The sequence below is a fragment of the Streptomyces sp. NPDC045778 genome (genome assembly GCF_056431945.1).
Map to the genome: position 1 here is coordinate 68,221 of NZ_JBWKJZ010000037.1, position 15,036 is coordinate 83,256.

At 75.9% G+C, this 15,036-nt stretch carries 13 protein-coding genes; 6 read left to right on the forward strand and 7 right to left on the reverse strand.

What is annotated here, in order from left to right; all coding sequences use genetic code 11:
- Positions 1 to 12 precede the first annotated feature (12 nt).
- Genes AC07GB_RS33935 through AC07GB_RS33950 form a run of 4 tightly spaced genes read left to right on the forward strand, consistent with a single transcriptional unit; the run spans position 13 to position 4,017 of the window.
- Complete coding sequence (locus tag AC07GB_RS33935) at positions 13 to 1,353, forward strand: enolase C-terminal domain-like protein (RefSeq protein ID WP_478852306.1); 1,341 nt, start codon at positions 13 to 15, stop codon at positions 1,351 to 1,353.
- Positions 1,350 to 2,108: an SDR family NAD(P)-dependent oxidoreductase gene (locus AC07GB_RS33940; protein ID WP_478852308.1), complete on the forward strand. Its 759-nt coding sequence runs from the start codon at positions 1,350 to 1,352 to the stop codon at positions 2,106 to 2,108. The genes AC07GB_RS33935 and AC07GB_RS33940 overlap by 4 nt, the downstream gene beginning before the upstream one ends.
- A complete protein-coding gene (locus AC07GB_RS33945; RefSeq protein ID WP_478852310.1) occupies positions 2,105 to 3,133 on the forward strand; it encodes an aldo/keto reductase in 1,029 nt (342 codons plus the stop codon). The genes AC07GB_RS33940 and AC07GB_RS33945 overlap by 4 nt, the downstream gene beginning before the upstream one ends.
- Positions 3,130 to 4,017 (forward strand): amidohydrolase family protein, encoded by an 888-nt coding sequence (locus tag AC07GB_RS33950; RefSeq protein WP_478852312.1) that lies wholly within the window; start codon positions 3,130 to 3,132, stop codon positions 4,015 to 4,017. Before AC07GB_RS33945 ends, AC07GB_RS33950 begins: the two co-directional genes overlap by 4 nt.
- On the opposite strand, the gene AC07GB_RS33955 is transcribed toward AC07GB_RS33950, so the two are convergent.
- The 7 genes from AC07GB_RS33955 to AC07GB_RS33985 all read right to left on the reverse strand — a co-directional run bounded on the left by AC07GB_RS33955 (position 3,974) and on the right by AC07GB_RS33985 (position 12,896).
- Entirely contained in the window at positions 3,974 to 4,195 is a 222-nt protein-coding gene (locus AC07GB_RS33955) for a hypothetical protein (RefSeq protein ID WP_478852314.1), read from the reverse strand. The genes AC07GB_RS33950 and AC07GB_RS33955 overlap by 44 nt on opposite strands.
- On the reverse strand, positions 4,182 to 4,835 hold the full coding sequence (locus AC07GB_RS33960) for a DUF6338 family protein (RefSeq protein WP_478852316.1): 654 nt from the start codon (positions 4,833 to 4,835) through the stop codon (positions 4,182 to 4,184). The genes AC07GB_RS33955 and AC07GB_RS33960 overlap by 14 nt, the downstream gene beginning before the upstream one ends.
- The gene (locus AC07GB_RS33965; RefSeq protein WP_478852318.1) at positions 4,832 to 5,944 is read right to left on the reverse strand and encodes a hypothetical protein; all 1,113 of its coding nucleotides are present in this window, start codon (positions 5,942 to 5,944) and stop codon (positions 4,832 to 4,834) included. The genes AC07GB_RS33960 and AC07GB_RS33965 overlap by 4 nt, the downstream gene beginning before the upstream one ends.
- A gap of 63 nt (positions 5,945 to 6,007) precedes the next feature.
- A complete protein-coding gene (locus AC07GB_RS33970; protein WP_478852320.1) occupies positions 6,008 to 9,370 on the reverse strand; it encodes a CHAT domain-containing protein in 3,363 nt (1,120 codons plus the stop codon).
- A 124-nt stretch (positions 9,371 to 9,494) separates the two neighbouring features.
- Positions 9,495 to 10,946, reverse strand: a complete 1,452-nt coding sequence (locus tag AC07GB_RS33975; RefSeq protein ID WP_478852322.1) for a lipase maturation factor family protein — start codon at positions 10,944 to 10,946, stop codon at positions 9,495 to 9,497.
- 88 nt (positions 10,947 to 11,034) lie between these two features.
- Positions 11,035 to 11,688 carry a response regulator gene (locus tag AC07GB_RS33980; RefSeq protein ID WP_478852324.1) on the reverse strand — a complete coding sequence of 218 codons (654 nt, stop codon included), beginning with the start codon at positions 11,686 to 11,688 and terminating at the stop codon, positions 11,035 to 11,037.
- Positions 11,685 to 12,896 carry a sensor histidine kinase gene (locus AC07GB_RS33985; protein ID WP_478852326.1) on the reverse strand — a complete coding sequence of 404 codons (1,212 nt, stop codon included), beginning with the start codon at positions 12,894 to 12,896 and terminating at the stop codon, positions 11,685 to 11,687. The genes AC07GB_RS33980 and AC07GB_RS33985 overlap by 4 nt, the downstream gene beginning before the upstream one ends.
- Before the next feature lie 135 nt (positions 12,897 to 13,031).
- Between AC07GB_RS33985 and AC07GB_RS33990 the strand changes: the two genes are divergently transcribed.
- Together AC07GB_RS33990 and AC07GB_RS33995 are read left to right on the forward strand one after the other, a co-directional pair.
- Complete coding sequence (locus tag AC07GB_RS33990) at positions 13,032 to 14,003, forward strand: ABC transporter ATP-binding protein (RefSeq protein WP_478852328.1); 972 nt, start codon at positions 13,032 to 13,034, stop codon at positions 14,001 to 14,003.
- Positions 14,000 to 14,854 carry an ABC transporter permease gene (locus AC07GB_RS33995; RefSeq protein ID WP_478852330.1) on the forward strand — a complete coding sequence of 285 codons (855 nt, stop codon included), beginning with the start codon at positions 14,000 to 14,002 and terminating at the stop codon, positions 14,852 to 14,854. Before AC07GB_RS33990 ends, AC07GB_RS33995 begins: the two co-directional genes overlap by 4 nt.
- The last annotated feature ends 182 nt before the right edge of the window (positions 14,855 to 15,036 follow it).

Consider the following 15,036-nt stretch of genomic DNA (forward strand, 5'->3'; position numbering starts at 1 on the left):
GAAAGGCCTTCCGTGTCCCCGAATCCCCGCCGCGTCACGGCGGTCGACACCTACGACATACGGTTCCCCACCTCACGGGACCGTGACGGGTCCGACGCGATGAACCCGGACCCCGACTACTCGGCGGCGTACGTCGTCCTGCGCACCGACGCCGAGGACGGCCACGAGGGCCACGGCTTCACCTTCACCATCGGCCGGGGCAACGACGTCCAGGTCGCCGCCGCCGACGCGCTGCGCGCCCACGTCGTCGGACGCCCCCTGGACGCGCTGTGCGCCGACCCGGGCACCCTCCACCGCGACCTGGTGGGCGACAGCCAGCTGCGCTGGCTCGGCCCCGAGAAGGGCGTGATGCACATGGCCGTCGGCGCCGTCGTCAACGCCGTCTGGGACCTGGCCGCCAAGCGCGCCGCCAAGCCGCTGTGGCAGCTGCTCGCCGACGCGGACCCCGCCTGGCTCGTCTCGCAGGTCGACTTCCGCTACATCGCCGACGCGCTCACGCCCGCGGACGCCCTCGCGCTCCTGCGCGCGGGCCGCGACGGCGCGAGGCGGCGCGAGGCCCGGCTGCGCGCGCACGGCTACCCCGCCTACACCACCTCGCCCGGCTGGCTCGGCTACAGCGACGAGAAGCTCACCCGCCTCGCCCGCCAGGCCGTCGCCGACGGCTTCACCCAGATCAAGCTCAAGGTCGGCGCCGACCTCGCCGACGACGTCCGCCGCTGCCGCGCCGCCCGCGCCGCCGTGGGACCCGGCATCCGCCTGGCCATCGACGCCAACCAGCGCTGGAACCGCGACGAGGCCGTGCGCTGGACCCGCGCCCTCGCCGAGTTCGACCCGTACTGGGTGGAGGAGCCCACCAGCCCCGACGACGTCCTCGCGCACGCCGCGATCCGCGACGCCGTCGCGCCCGTGAAGGTGGCCACCGGCGAGCACGTCCAGAACCGCATCGTCTTCAAGCAACTCCTCCAGGCGGGCGCCATCGACGTCCTCCAGATCGACGCGGCCCGCGTCGGCGGCGTCAACGAGAACCTCGCGATCCTGCTGCTCGCCGCCCGCTTCGGCGTCCCGGTGTGCCCGCACGCGGGCGGCGTCGGCCTGTGCGAACTCGTCCAGCACCTGTCGATGTTCGACTACGTGGCCCTGTCCGGCACCACCGAGGACCGCGTCATCGAGTACGTCGACCACCTCCACGAGCACTTCACCGACCCCGTCCAGGTGCGCGCCGGGCACTACGCCGCGCCCACCGCGCCCGGGTTCTCGGCCACGATGCGCGCCGAGTCCATCGCCCGCTTCACCTACCCCGACGGAGCGTTCTGGGCCGCCGACCGCGCCCGGCGGAAGGGAGCAGCCGCATGACGGACTTCGAGGGCCTCAGCGCCCTGGTCACCGGAGGCGCGTCCGGCATCGGCCGGGCCACCGCCGACCTCCTCGCCGCGCGCGGCGCCCGCGTCGCCGTGCTCGACCTGGACCCGGGCGGCGTGGCCGCGCCGCTGCGCGCGTACACCGCCGACGTCACCGACGACACGGCGGTACGAGGCGCGGTCGCGGCCGCGGCGGCCGACCTCGGCGGCCTGGACGTCCTCGTCAACAACGCGGGCATCGGCGCGCAGGGCACCGTGGCCGACCACGACGACGCGCAATGGCACGCCGTCCTCGACGTCAACCTCCTCGGCGTGGTCCGCACGACCCGCGCCGCGCTGCCGCACCTGCGCCGCTCCGCGCACGCGGCCGTCGTCAACACCTGCTCCATCGCCGCGACCGCGGGCCTGCCGCGGCGCGCCCTGTACGCGGCGTCCAAGGGCGCCGTGCTCTCCCTGACGCTCGCCATGGCGGCCGACCACGTCCACGAGGGCATCCGGGTGAACTGCGTCAACCCCGGGACCGTGGACACGCCGTGGGTCGGCCGCCTGCTCGACGCCGCCGACGACCCGGCCGCCGAGCGCGCCGCCCTGGAGGCCCGCCAGCCCACCGGCCGCCTGGTGCGCGCCCAGGAAGTCGCCGCCGCCATCGCGTACTTGGCGAGCCCCCTGTCCGGCGCCACCACCGGCACGGCCCTCGCCGTCGACGGCGGCATGCAGGGCCTGCGGCTCAGGCCCGCGGCCCCCCGGTGAGCGGCATACGCACCCGGCGCCTGGGCCGCGGCCCCGTCACCGTCGGCGAGCTGGCCCTCGGCGGCGCGGGCCTCGGCAACCTCTACGCGCCGGTCACCGACGAAGACGCCGCCCTCGCCCTCGACGCGGCCTGGGACGCGGGCCTGCGCACCTTCGACACCGCGCCGCACTACGGCCTCGGCCTGTCCGAACGCCGGCTCGGCGCGGCCCTGCGCGGGCGCCCCCGGGACGCGTACACGCTCTCCACCAAGGTGGGGCGGCTCCTGGAACCCGTCCCCGGGCCCGTCCGCGGCGACGACCTGGCCGACGGCGGCTTCGCCGTGCCCGCCGCGCACCGTCGCCGCTGGGACTTCAGCGCCGACGGGGTACGCCGGTCCCTGGAGTCGAGCCTGATCCGGCTCGGCCTCGACCGCGTGGACGTCGTCTACCTCCACGACCCCGACGACCACGGCGAACAGGCCTTCCGCGAGGGCTACCCGGCCCTGGAGCGGCTGCGCGCCGAAGGCGTCGTGGGCGCGATCGGCGCGGGCATGAACCAGGCCGCGATGCTCACGCGCTTCGTCCGCGACACCGACGTGGACGCCGTGCTGTGCGCGGGCCGCTACACCCTCCTCGACCAGGCGGCGCTGCCCGCGCTGCTGCCCGCCGCATACGAGCGGGGCGTGTCCGTCGTCATCGGCGGAGTCTTCAACTCCGGCCTCCTCGCCGACCCCCGGGACGGGGCACGCTTCGACTACGCGCAGGCACCGCCCGCGCTGCTCGACCGCGCCCGGCGGCTGCGGGCCGTGGCCGCACGGCACGGCGTCAGCCTGCGCGCCGCGGCGCTCGCCTTCCCCTTCGGGCACCCGGCCGTGGCGAGCGTACTCGTCGGCGTCCACGCCCCGTCCCACGTACGCGACGCGGCGGAGCAGTTCGCCGTGGAGGTGCCCGCCGCGTTCTGGACGGAGGCGCGGGTTACGGGCCTGCTGCCACCCCACGTGCCGGTACCCGGGGAGGAGCCCGCGCAGAGAGAGGAACTGCCATGACAGAAGCGGTCGTTGACGCACACCACCATGTGTGGGACCTCACCGTGCGCGACCAGGACTGGATCACCGGGCCCGAGATGGCCCCGCTGCGGCGCGGCTTCTCGCTCGCCGACCTGGCGCCGCACGCCCGCGCGCGAGGCGTCGCCGCCACCGTCCTCGTGCAGACCGTCACCGTGCCCGAGGAGACCCCGGAGCTTCTGGCCCTCGCGGCCGCCGGCGACCTGGTCGCCGGGGTGGTCGGCTGGACCGACCTCACCCGGCCGGGCGTCGCCGACACCCTGGCCGCGCTCGCCGAACTCCCGGGCGGGCACCGCCTGGTGGGCATCCGCCACCAGGTGCAGAGCGACCCCGACCCCGAGTGGCTGTTGCGCGCGGACACCCGCCGGGGCCTGGCCGCCGTGGCGGACGCGGGGCTCGCGTACGACCTCGTGGTGCGCCCGGACCAGCTGCCGCTGTGCGCCGAGGCGGCCGCGCGCCTGCCCCACCTCACCTTCGTCCTCGACCACCTGGGCAAACCGCCCGTGGCCTCGGGCGCCCTCGAACCCTGGGCGTCGTCGCTGCGCGTCCTCGCCTCCCTGCCGAACACCGTGTGCAAGCTGTCGGGCCTGGTGACCGAGGCCGACCGGGCGACCTGGACGGTGGCGGGCCTCCGGCCCTACGCCGACACGGCCTTGGAGGCCTTCGGCCCCGCCCGGCTCATGTTCGGCTCCGACTGGCCGGTGTGCGGGCTCGCCGCCTCGTACGGCCAGGTCGTCGACGCGGCCCGGGAGATGACGGCGGAGCTGAGCGCCGCCGAGCGCGCGCAGGTGTTCGCGGGCACGGCCCGGCGCGTGTACGGCCTCAGCGCTCCTGGTCCGGCGGGTCCGCGGGAGCCGCGGGGGTGACACCGGCGGGGCCCTCCGGCGGCAGGGCCTCCTCCTCGGAGCACTCCTCGGCCGCGGGGCGGTGACAGCCGCGCGGAGCCCCCGCCCAGACCCCGAGGTCGGCGAGGTCAGCGAGGTCGGTGGGGTCGGCGGGCACGTGCTCCGCGGTGGCGGGGGGCGTGGCGTCAGGGTCGGTCATCGGTGTCTCCTCGGGTCCGGCGCCGCGGCTCGTGGATCTCCACGACGTCCAGGTCACTCGCTCGCACGTACAGCCCGCCCGTGCCGGCAAGGCGCGGCCCGAAGGAGCCGTCGGCCTCCATGCGGTACTGGGACTCCAGGAAGAGGTCGCCGGGCTGGGGGTAGGCGGAGGCACGCGAGCGCGTCCCGTACCAGCCTCCCGCCCAGCCGCCGTTCTTGAGCCGCACCCGCACGTAACACGCCCCGCGGTCCTGGAACAGGGCGTCCCAGGCCGTGGGGGTCCGCTCGTGCCGGGCCGCGCGCCGCCGCCGCCTCCAGCGGGCCTCCACCCAGGCGAGCAGGGCGGGACCGGCGACGGCGAGCAGGAGCAGGCACAGGCCGAAGGCGCGCGGACGGTCGGCGACGCCCGCGAGCGGGGTCCCGCCGCCGCCCCGCAGCAGCCGGACGAGCTGCGGCCCCGCGGCGATCAGGTACACCGTGTCGAGCAGCACGCCCACGCCGAGGGCGCGCAGGACGCGGTTGCCGCTCTCCTGCTCGGCCTCCCGGATGCCGAGGAACCCCTCCCTGGCGAAGAGGTACGTGGTCCCGGGCAGGACGAGGAGCACCACGATCGCCAGCTGCTGGACGGTACCCGGCGTCATCCGCGCCCCCTTCGCCGTCTCCGTCGGCCACGCTTGCCTGCCCGGCCGCCGGACGCGTCGTCCCGCCGGGCCTCCCAGGCGACACCCTGCGCCAGTTTCCGCAGCTCGTCCAGGTCACCGAGGTGCGCGTGCAGCTTCACCCAGTCGCCCTGCGCCCGGCCGACCCGCGACAGCTCGTCCGCGGCCCGCGCGAGCAGCCCGGCCGCGTCCGCCTCGGCGGCCCCGGTGTTCCTCGCCCAGCTGAGCCGGGCGAGCACCAGCAGGAGGAAGGCGGCGAGCATCCGCTGCGGCTGCCGGGTGCGCCGCTCCAGGAGGGACAGCGCGCGCGAGAAACAGGTCGCCGCGCGGTCGAGCCGGTCGCGCCGCAGGCACTCAGCCCCGTCGACGACGAGGCCGTTCACCTCCGCGAGGACGCCGGGGCCGAGGGGCGGCGCGCCCGGCCGGCCGGCGAGCGCCCGGTCCGCGTCCTGAAGCAGCCCTACCGTCTCGCGCCGCATCGCCCGGGCCCCGCCGAGCGACGCGGTGAGGACCAGCACCTGGTCCAGTACGCCGACGGCGTCCGCCGCCCGCCCCCGGGCGAGGAGGGCCGCGCCGAGCAGCCGGCAGGCGCGTGCCGTCTGCGGCCGCAGGCCCGCGGCTTCGAAGACGGGGCGGCACTCCTGGAGGAAGGCCAGTTCGCGCTCCCCGGCGGGCGGCCCGGACTCCAGCGCGAGCAGGGCGTTGCTCCCGGCCTTGACCAGCGTCTCGCGCGCGTCGGCCCGGCGGCAGTGCGTCCAGCTCTCCAGGTACGCGGCGAGCCCGCGGGCCGGGTCACCGGCCTGGCTGTGGGCCATGCCCAGGTAGAGCTGTAGGTGTCCGAGCAGGGCGGGTTCGCCCGCGGCCTCTTCGGTGGCGACCCGCAGGGCCCGCTGCCCGGCGCTGACGGCCTCGTCGTAGCGCTCCTCCTCCGCGTAGGCGCGGCAGAGGCAGCCGAGCAGATAGCCGAGGGTGCCGGCGGCGGTCGTGCGCCGGAGCTGGGGCAGCTCGACGAGCTGGAGGTGCGCGATCCGCGCGTACGCGGGCAGCCGCTCCAGGTCGGCGAAGTCCCGGATGGGAGGCGGGGGCGTCACGGGCCCTCCCGCGTGCTCGTCATGGGCCCTCCCATGTACTCGTCATGAGCCCCCACCTGCTCGTCATGTGCCCACCAAAGCGAAGGGCGCCCACAAGTACGGGTGCGCGAAGGGCCGTTCGGGTACGCCGTCGGACGTCAGCCTGCGCCGGATCTCGGCGGGCAGCCGGTCCAGGGCGAGCAGTTGGGGCACGGTCGCGCCCCGCAGCCACAACTGGGCCGCCCGCAGGGCCTCTGCGGGCGGGCAAGGACCGGGTGGCGCCTCGCCGGGGCCCGGCGCGGGCTCGAGGCCGAGCAGCCGCCGGTAGCAGGCGACCATCAGCAGGACGGCCGCGGTGTCGCGCGCCTCCCACTGCGTGCAGATCACCCCGGCCCCGCCCGCGAGCATGATGCCCGTGGGCAGGCCGATCGCCTCGTCGGGCAGCCGGGCGTCCACGAGCCCCGACTCGCAGGCGGACAGCGACACGAGCCGGGCGCGCTCCAGCGGCCGGGGCCTCGCGTCCAGCAGGTCGGCCAGGGTGACGCGGCCGCCGTCCAGGTCGAGCCCGGAGGCGAGCGGGTCGTCGGGGTCGTAGGCGCCGTGGCAGGCCAGGTGGACGTGGGTGGCGCGGGGCAGCTCGGACAGCAGGTCCCGGGTCACGTGGAGGCCCTCGCCCGCGGCGGCGAAGAGCCGGGTGAGCGCCTCCGCCTCCGGCGCGGCGAGGATGCCGCTGTCCGCGCCGGAGCCCGACGCCGCGACCAGGACGGGGGCACAAGGCTCCGCGGCGGCCCGCCGCCGGGCCGCGAGGAGCAGGCGCACCGACGGGACGTAGGCCACGCCGTGCGTGACGAGCAGCGGTTCGCCGGTCGCGGGCAGCGTCGCGGCGTGCAGCGGGAGGTGGGCGAGGGGGCCGCAGGCCACCACGGCCGCGCCTGTCGCGGCGGGGCCGAGGGCGTCGGCGAGGGGCGCGACCAGGCGGCTGCCGAGCCGGGCGAGGAGGGGCACGAGGCCCCGCCCGTCGGCACGCGCGGCCCCGGCGACCTCGTGGGCCAGGCCGGTGGCCTCGTCGGCGGTGAGCGGCGACCGGACGGCTTCGAGTCCGGGCCCGGCGTCGCCCGGGTGCCTCACGATCAGGGACACGCTCCCGGCCGGGGCGCAGGCGACGTAGCACAGCGGCTCCCGGGGGCGGGCCGCGGCACGGACGTCGTCCCAGGCCGTGGGCCGGAGGAACGCCTCCATGCCGGGCAGTTCCCGGATCCGCGTGACGGCGTCCGCCAGCGCGGCCCGGGCCCGGCCCAGGAGTTCGCCCACCTCGTACTCGGCGGCCTCGACCTCCCGCTCGTCGTGCCCGGGGGAGCGCGGTCTGCCGAGTTCGCGGTTGCGGGACTCCAGCGCCTGCACGGTCCCGGCGGCCCGCACGTACGCGGCGTGCGCCTCCGGGTCGGTCCGTGACACCTCCGTGAGCTGGGCGTGGTCCGGTGAGAGCGCCAGGTTGAAGGTCCGCGTGCGGCCCCGCTCCAGGCACAGCACCGCGTCCTCGAGCCGGTCCGCGCGGGCGAGCGCGTAGGCGGCCCGCTGGTGCAGATCGCCCGCCGACCACAGGTGCCGCTCCCGCGAGGCGCTCACCAGGCAGTACCGGAACAGCTCGGCGTCGGCCGCGACGGCCTGCCCGTACGCGGCGCAGGACCGGGCCCAGTCGCCCTGCTCGGCCAGGGCGTCGCCGAGGGCGGCCGCCACGTCCCGCAGCACCTCGGGGCGGTCGTGCGCCAGGGCCACGGCCGCGTCGAGGGCCGTCACCTCCAGTTTGCGCAGCTCGTCCGCCCGGGCCGGGTCGAGCGCGCGGCAGCGCCGGGCGGCGTCCGCCACCTGGCCCTGGGTGAGGGCGAGTTCCGCCCTGGCGGGCAGTCCCTCGTAGGCGTCGAGGGCTTCCCGCACCTGGCGCAGGCCCTCGTGGGCCGTGGCCACCGGGTCGTCCGTCGCGCGCCGCTCCGCCTGCTGGAGCAGGGCGAAGCCGAGCTTGGTCGTGCTGCGGGCCCACAGCTGCGGAGCGGTGTCCTTGGGACGGTCGGCGAGCGCGGCCCGGTGCAGCCGGACCTCCTCGTCGTACTCGCCGAGGACGTGGGCGATGAGGGCCAGCTTGTCGCGCGTGCTGGACGCCTCGCCGCGGTCCCCGACGCGCTCGTAGATCCTCAGGGCGCGCAGGGCGTGCTCGCGGGCGCGCAGGTGGTTGTCCCGCCGGTCCCCGCGGGTCCGCTTGCACAGCGAGACCGACAGCCTGGCCTGGGTGTTGGCCCACTGCTCGGGGTCGGTCTCCTCCGACTCGACCTCGTTGAGCCGCTCGTACAGGCGGATCACCCGCTCCTGGTTCACGGCGGGGTCGCCCTGCTGCCGTACGTTGTACGCGCCCGCGAGGAGGCTCTGGGCGTCGCACCACACGTGTCTGGTGGTGGCGGGGTCGAGCCGCTCGACGACCGGTTCCAGGAGGCGGATGGCCTCCTCGATCTCCTCGGGGGCGGTCTGGGTGCCCCGCTCGACGAGCACGTTCGCCAGCTCGGTGCGCGCCCGCGCCCATCTCTCGGTCGCCGGGTCCGAGGCCTCGAGGGCCGTGCGCAGATGGCGCAGCGCGTACTCCTGGTTGGCGCGGAAGTCGCCGATGGGCCGCCGGCCGTAGGCGCGGCCCACTTCGAGGTGGGCGACGGCCCAGGCCTCGGGCTCCTCATCGCGGGAGAGGGCGCGGGTCGCGCGGAGCAGCAGGCCGATGCCGCGTTCGACGTCGACCGTGTCGCCTTCGCGGCGCATGGCGCACAGGGCCTGGCCCAGGCACATCTGGAGGGCCGCGCGCAGTTCGGGGTCGCCGTCGCCGAGCAGGTCGAGGCCCTGCTCGGCCAGGCGGACCAGCTCGTCGACGAGCGGAGCGTGCGTCACCGACCTGCCGAGTCCGGTCGGCCATCGCGTGAGGATCCGGTCGAGGAGTCGCAGCACTTCGGCCGGCGGCGGCCCGTGGCCGGACTTGACGGGGAAGGAGCCCGACTCGGGCACGGGGAGGTCCCGCGGGTCGTACGAGCGCAGGAAGATCGGCGCCGCCTCGTAGGGCAGGCAGACCGCGCCGTACTCCTCGGCCTCCTCGGCGCTGACCGGGCCGAGGCGGTCGAGGAGGGCCTCCACATAGGTCGTCCGGTTCGCCTCGTCGGCGGCGACCGACGAGTTCGGCGGGCAGAAGAAGAACAGCTGCGGCACCGAGCGGCTGCCGTACACGAGCAGCGGCACCCCCTGGCGGGTCCTGGCCGCGCAGGCCCGGCACGTGACCGCCGGGATCTCTCCGTCGATCACCTTCTCGACCAGATCCGGCCGCGCGTCGGCGTCGACGGCCATGTACGTCTCGTCGTCCGCCGACGCGCCGCAGTCCTGGCAGTTCCAGCGGAACCGCAGGACGGACGAGTAGTCCATCGCTCCCCCCGGAGGCCGCCCGCCGCCACCCCCTGGCGCGGGCCCGTCCGCTCCCCTGAGGGAACGGTAGGGGCCGGGCACCGAGGGTGTCCACGCCGCGCGACAAGGCGCGTGGGCCGGAGTACTATCCGCGCTCGCGCTCCGGATGCCCGGCCGCGTCGAGCCTGGTCGGCGGCAGGAACTCCCGTACGTACGTGCGCTCCCAGCACGCGCCCGTCGCGCGCAGCTCGCGCCAGGTGGTGTAGCGGTAGCGGTACAGCCGGGCCCGCACGTACCGCGGCGGCCGGTCGGGGAAGGGGCAGCGGCGCAGCAGCCGCAGGGTGTCCCGGTCACCCGCCAGGAGCCGCTCCACCAGCGGCCCGAACCAGGCGCGCGCGTACGTGGGGGAGAGCCCGGCGAACCACATCAGCCAGTCGAGGCGCAGATGGTAGGGCGCGAACTGGCGGGGCCAGCGGCGCGGGTCGCCCGGCTTGCCCTTGAACTCGTACTCCCGCCAGCCGGAGTCCCGCCGGGGCGGCTCGTCCGCCGTGCCCTCGATCACCACCTCCTGGCGCACCCGGCTGACGCTGCCGAACGCGCCGTAGGCGTTGACCAGGTGCAGCGGGTCGAAGGAGGTGTTCATGACCTGCCGCCGGGACAGCATGTTGCGCGCAGGGCGGTAGCTCAGGCCGAGCAGCGCGACGGTGGCGGCCACGACCAGGACCTCGTACCAGAGCGGGGGAGCGGCCAGGTGAGCCGGCGCCTGTGCCGCGCTCCCGAGGAAGAGGCGGAAGTCGACGGCGGACAGGGCGAGCACGACCGTCAGCCAGTTCAGCCAGGAGAAGTTGCCGGAGAGCACCAGCCACAGCTGGGTGACGGCCATCAGGCAGGCCGCGCCCGTCGCCACCGGCTGCGGGGTGAACAGGAGGAAGGGCACGGCGAGTTGGGTGACGTGGTTGGCCGCGGCCTCCACCCGGTGCAGCGGGCCCGGCAGCCGGTGGAAGAACCAGCTCAGGGGCCCCGGCATCGGCTGGGTCTCGTGGTGGAAGTACAGACAGGTCAGCTTGCGCCAGCAGGCGTCCCCGCGCATCTTGATCAGGCCCGCCCCGAACTCGACGCGGAAGAGGACCCACCGCAGCAGGAAGAGGACCAGGACCGGCGGCCCGACGTCGTCGCCCGCCAGGAACACGGCGAGGAAGCCGACTTCGAGGAGCAGCGACTCCCAGCCGAAGGCGTACCAGGTCTGTCCCACGTTCACGATGGACTGGTAGAGCACCCACGGCAGCAGCCAGAGCGCCATCGCGGCCCCGAGCGGCAGCCATCCGTCCGCGCCCGCGAGGAGCGCGGCGGAGACCGCGCAGCCCGCCCAGGCGCAGCCCGCGAAGAACCGGTCCGAGTAGTGCAGCTGGAACACGCTCGGGGCCGCGCGGAACGGCACCCGGGCGACGTACCGGGGCACCGGCAGCATGCCGCGCTCGCCGATGAGCGCGCGGAACTGGAGCGCGGCGCCGAGGAAGGCGACGAGGTAGACCGCGGCGAGCGCCCGCTGGAAGACCAGGCGGCTCAGCCAGTACCCGTCGGCCGTGAACCACTCCACGTCCCTATTGTGACGCTGAGTGAGCCATCGGTCCCGCTGACCCGGGCGGTCCCGCGCGAACGGCGGCGCCCACGCGGCACGGCAGCCCCTAGGGCGTCACCAGACCCGCTTCGTACGCGATGATCACCAGCTGCACCCGGTCGCGCGCGCCCAGCTTGGCGAGCAGCCGCGTCACATACGTCTTCGCCGTGGCCACGCTGATGCACAGGCGCTCGGCTATCTCGGTGTTGGACAGGCCGCCGCCGACGAGCGTGAGCACCTCGCGCTCCCGCTCGGTGATGCCCGTGACCTCACGCGCCGGGGTGGCCGCGGGCCGCGGGCGGATGGCGAACTCCTTGATGAGGCGGCCGGTCACACTCGGCGCGATCAATCCGTCCCCGGCCGCGACGACCCGCACCGCGCCCAGGATGTCGTCGAGCGCCATGTCCTTGACCAGGAATCCCGACGCACCGGCGCGCAGCGCCCCGTACACGTACTCGTCGTCGTCGAACGTCGTCAGGACGACGACCTTGGTGGCGTCCCCGGCCGCGGTGATCCGGCCGGTGGCCTCGATGCCGTCCACGCCGGGCATGCGGATGTCCATGACCACGACGTCGGGCGCGAGTTCCGCGGCGAGGCGGACAGCCTCGGCGCCGTCACCGGCCTCACCGACGACTTCGAGGCCATCGGCCTCGGCGATGACCATGCTGAGGGCCGTCCGCACCAGGGGCTGGTCGTCGACGAGCAGGACGCGGACCGTCATCGCGCGCCCGCCGGGACCGGGAGCCGCGCCGCGACCCGGAAGCCGCCGCCGGGGCACGGCCGCGCGGAGAACTCGCCGTGCAGCAGGCTCACCCGCTCCCGCATGCCGAGCAGCCCGTACCCGGCACCCTGGCGGTCCGCCGCGCCGGTGCCCCTGCCTTCGTCGACCACCTCGATCCGCACCTCCTCGGCCTGCCGCTCCACGGTCACCCGGCAGGACGCGGTGCCCGCGTGCCGCACCACGTTGGTGACCGCCTCCTGGATGATCCGGTACGCCGACACGTCGACCTCCGGCGGCAGCGGCCGGGGCGGGCCGAGCCAGCACACGTCGACGCGGACCCCGGCGGCCGTCGTGCGGGCGGCGAGCCGGTTGACGTCCGCGAGGCCCGGGCTCGGATCGCGCGGGGCCGCGTCGGCGGCCGCGCCCGGCTCGGCCTGCCGCAGCGCGCCGAGCATCCGGCGCAGGCCCGACAGGGTCTCGCGGCTCGCGGTCTCCACCGCGCCGAGGGCGTCACGCGCAAGCTCGGGCCTGGTGTCGATGACGCGCCGGGCGGCACCGGCCTGGAGGGCGACGATGCCGATGGTGTGCGCGACCATGTCGTGGAGTTCGCGCGCGATCCGCAGCCGTTCGGCGGTGACCGCCTGCGCGGCCGCCTGGGCGCGCACCTGCTCGGCGTGTGCGCGGGACTCGTGCGTGGCCCGGCCGAGCAGCCAGGCGATGACGGCGGTGAGCGCGACGGTCAGCTCGGCGGAGGTGCCGACGACCCAGCCGCTCAGGAGCCGTACGCCGAGGTAGGCGGCCAGGGTGCCGAGAGCCATGGCGAGGGCCGCGACCCCGGTCCCGCGCGGCCGGAACGCCGCGACGAAGTACAGGGCGACGTCGACCGCGAGGAACTGGAGCAGCGGGATCTCCCCCACGCTCAGCGGCATCGCCCCCAGGGCGGACCCCGCGAGCAGCAGCGCGAGGCCCCGCAGCGGCCGGTGTTCGACGCGGACACAGCCCCACAGGGTGACGGCGGTGGCGAGCGCGAGGGTCACCAGGCCGTCCCAGCGGAAGAGCAGCACGCCCGGCCAGACGGACGGCTGCGACTCGCCGGGGAGCCGGAACCGGAAGAGGAAGGTGAGCGCCGAGCCCGCGCACCAGGCGAGCGCCATCCAGGTGGCCGGGGAACGGCGCTTGAGCAGGGGCGGAGCCGGTGTCGCGGACATGCCCGAAAGGGTAGCCAGATGATCGACGACGGGCATCGGACCAGGGGTGTACACCCCTGGTCGACACCGGCGCACCACGAAGTGTCAGCCCCGGTCCGATGCCGGACGGCCGCCTCCCGCGGGAGCGTTGTCCCCGTGATCGAAGTCATGGAACTGACGAAGCGGTACGGCCCCACCACGGCCGTCGAGGACCTGACGTTCGGCGTGCGCCCCGGCCGCGTCACCGGGTTCCTCGGGCCCAACGGCGCGGGCAAGTCCACCACCTTGCGGATGATCCTCGGCCTGAACGACCCGACGTGGGGCACCGTCACCGTCGGCGGCCGGGTCTTCCGCGACCGCCCGCGGGGCCTGCGCCACGTGGGCGCGCTGCTCGACGCCGGTGACGTGCACGGGGGCCGCACCGCCGCCGCGCACCTGGCGGTCCTCGCCCGCTCCAACCGCGTCCCGCGCCGCCGCGTCGACGAGGTCCTCGACGAGGTCGGCCTGACCGGCGCGGCCCGGCGCCGCGTCGGCGGCTTCTCGCTCGGCATGAAGCAGCGCCTGGGCATCGCCGCGGCGCTGCTCGGCGACCCGCCGGTGCTGCTGTTCGACGAGCCGCTCAACGGGCTCGACCCGGAAGGCGTGCTGTGGGTGCGCGGCCTGTTCCGGCGCCTGGCCGACGAGGGACGCACCGTCTTCGTCTCCAGCCATCTCATGTCCGAGGTGGAGCACACCGCCGACGACCTCGTCGTCATCGGGCGCGGGCGGCTCATCGCGGCCGAGAGCCTCCAGCGGTTCGCGGCCCGCGGCAGCGGAGCGGGTGTGAGCGTGCGCACGCCCCGCGCGGCCGACCTCGCCAAGGTGCTGACCGCCGAGGGCGCGACGGTGCTGCGGGACGGCCCGCGCCTGACCGTCACCGGCCTCGACGCGGGCCTGATCGGCGACCTGGCCTGCCGCCACGCCCTGCCGCTGCACGAACTGGTGGCCCGCCAGGCCTCCCTGGAGGACGCCTTCATGGAACTCACCGCCGACAGCGCCGAATTCCGCACGGGCGAACGCGCCGCCCGCCCCGCCGCGCACCCCGCCCGCCCCGCCGCGCACCCCGCCCGCACAGGAGAGAGCCGATGACCGCGCCCCTGACCCTGCCCGGCGAGGCCGCCGCCGAGGTGCCCGCCGAACCCCGGGCCCGCTTCCGCGACCTGCTCGCCGCCGAGTGGCTCAAGCTGTGGTCGCTGCGGTCCACCCCGTGGGCGTACGCGGTCGTCTTCCTCGCCGTCGTCGGCTTCAACGCCGGTACGGCCTACGACACCTACCGCTACTGGACGGCCCACGACGCGGATACCCGGGCCGACTTCATCCGGGACGGCATGGCGCTCCAGGAGGCCTTCACCGGCAACGCCGCCACGATCCTCGTCCTCGCGGCCGGAGCCGTCGGCGCCACCGTGGTGACCGGCGAGTACGGCACCGGGCTCATCCGCACGACGTTCGCCGCCGTCCCCGCGCGCCGCTCCCTGATGGCGGCCAAGGCGGCCGTCCTCGCCGCCGTCACGACCGCCCTCGGCGCGCTGATCGCGGTGGCCTCCTTCGCCGTCACCCAGGCGATCCTGTCCGGGCGCGACCTCGGGGTCCCCTTCGGCCATCCGGGCGCCGCGCGGGTCGTCACGGCCTCGGCGCTGCTGCTGCCGGTGGGCGCGCTCACCGGCATGGCGATCGGCACGCTGGTGCGGCACACGGGCACGACGATCGTCCTGAGCGTCGTCACCCTGCTCGTCCTGCCCGTGGTCTTCAGCTCCGACCGGTACTGGGCCGCGCTGGTGTCGCACGCGATGCCCCTGGAGGCCTGGCAGCGCCTGACGCAGCCCGACACCTTCCAGACCCCGTACCCATGGTCCACGGGCGGCGCGTGGACGGTGTACGCGGTGTGGGCGCTCGCGGCGGTGCTGATCACGGTGACGGGGGTGCAGCGCAGGGACCAGTGACCCGGGGGGTGATGGGCGGGGCGTGGGGGGGGGGGGGGGGGGGGGGGGGGGGGGCCCCCCCCCCCCCCCCCCCGAAACCCCCCCCCCCCCCCCCCCCCCCCCCCCCCCCCCCCCCCCCCCACCCACAAACCCCCCCCCCCCCCCCCCCCCCCCCCCCCCCCCCCCCCCCCCCCCCCCCCCCC

Excerpts from the sequence above, each read along its gene's own strand:
- AC07GB_RS33970 (WP_478852320.1), bottom strand. The coding sequence starts at position 9,370 with ATGGACTACTCGTCCGTCCTGCGGTTCCGCTGGAACTGCCAGGACTGC.
- AC07GB_RS33985 (WP_478852326.1), bottom strand. The coding sequence starts at position 12,896 with ATGTCCGCGACACCGGCTCCGCCCCTGCTCAAGCGCCGTTCCCCGGCC.
- AC07GB_RS33955 (WP_478852314.1), bottom strand. The coding sequence starts at position 4,195 with ATGACCGACCCTGACGCCACGCCCCCCGCCACCGCGGAGCACGTGCCC.
- AC07GB_RS33940 (WP_478852308.1), top strand. The coding sequence starts at position 1,350 with ATGACGGACTTCGAGGGCCTCAGCGCCCTGGTCACCGGAGGCGCGTCC.
- AC07GB_RS33950 (WP_478852312.1), top strand. The coding sequence starts at position 3,130 with ATGACAGAAGCGGTCGTTGACGCACACCACCATGTGTGGGACCTCACC.
- AC07GB_RS33995 (WP_478852330.1), top strand. The coding sequence starts at position 14,000 with ATGACCGCGCCCCTGACCCTGCCCGGCGAGGCCGCCGCCGAGGTGCCC.
- AC07GB_RS33980 (WP_478852324.1), bottom strand. The coding sequence starts at position 11,688 with ATGACGGTCCGCGTCCTGCTCGTCGACGACCAGCCCCTGGTGCGGACG.
- AC07GB_RS33960 (WP_478852316.1), bottom strand. The coding sequence starts at position 4,835 with ATGACGCCGGGTACCGTCCAGCAGCTGGCGATCGTGGTGCTCCTCGTC.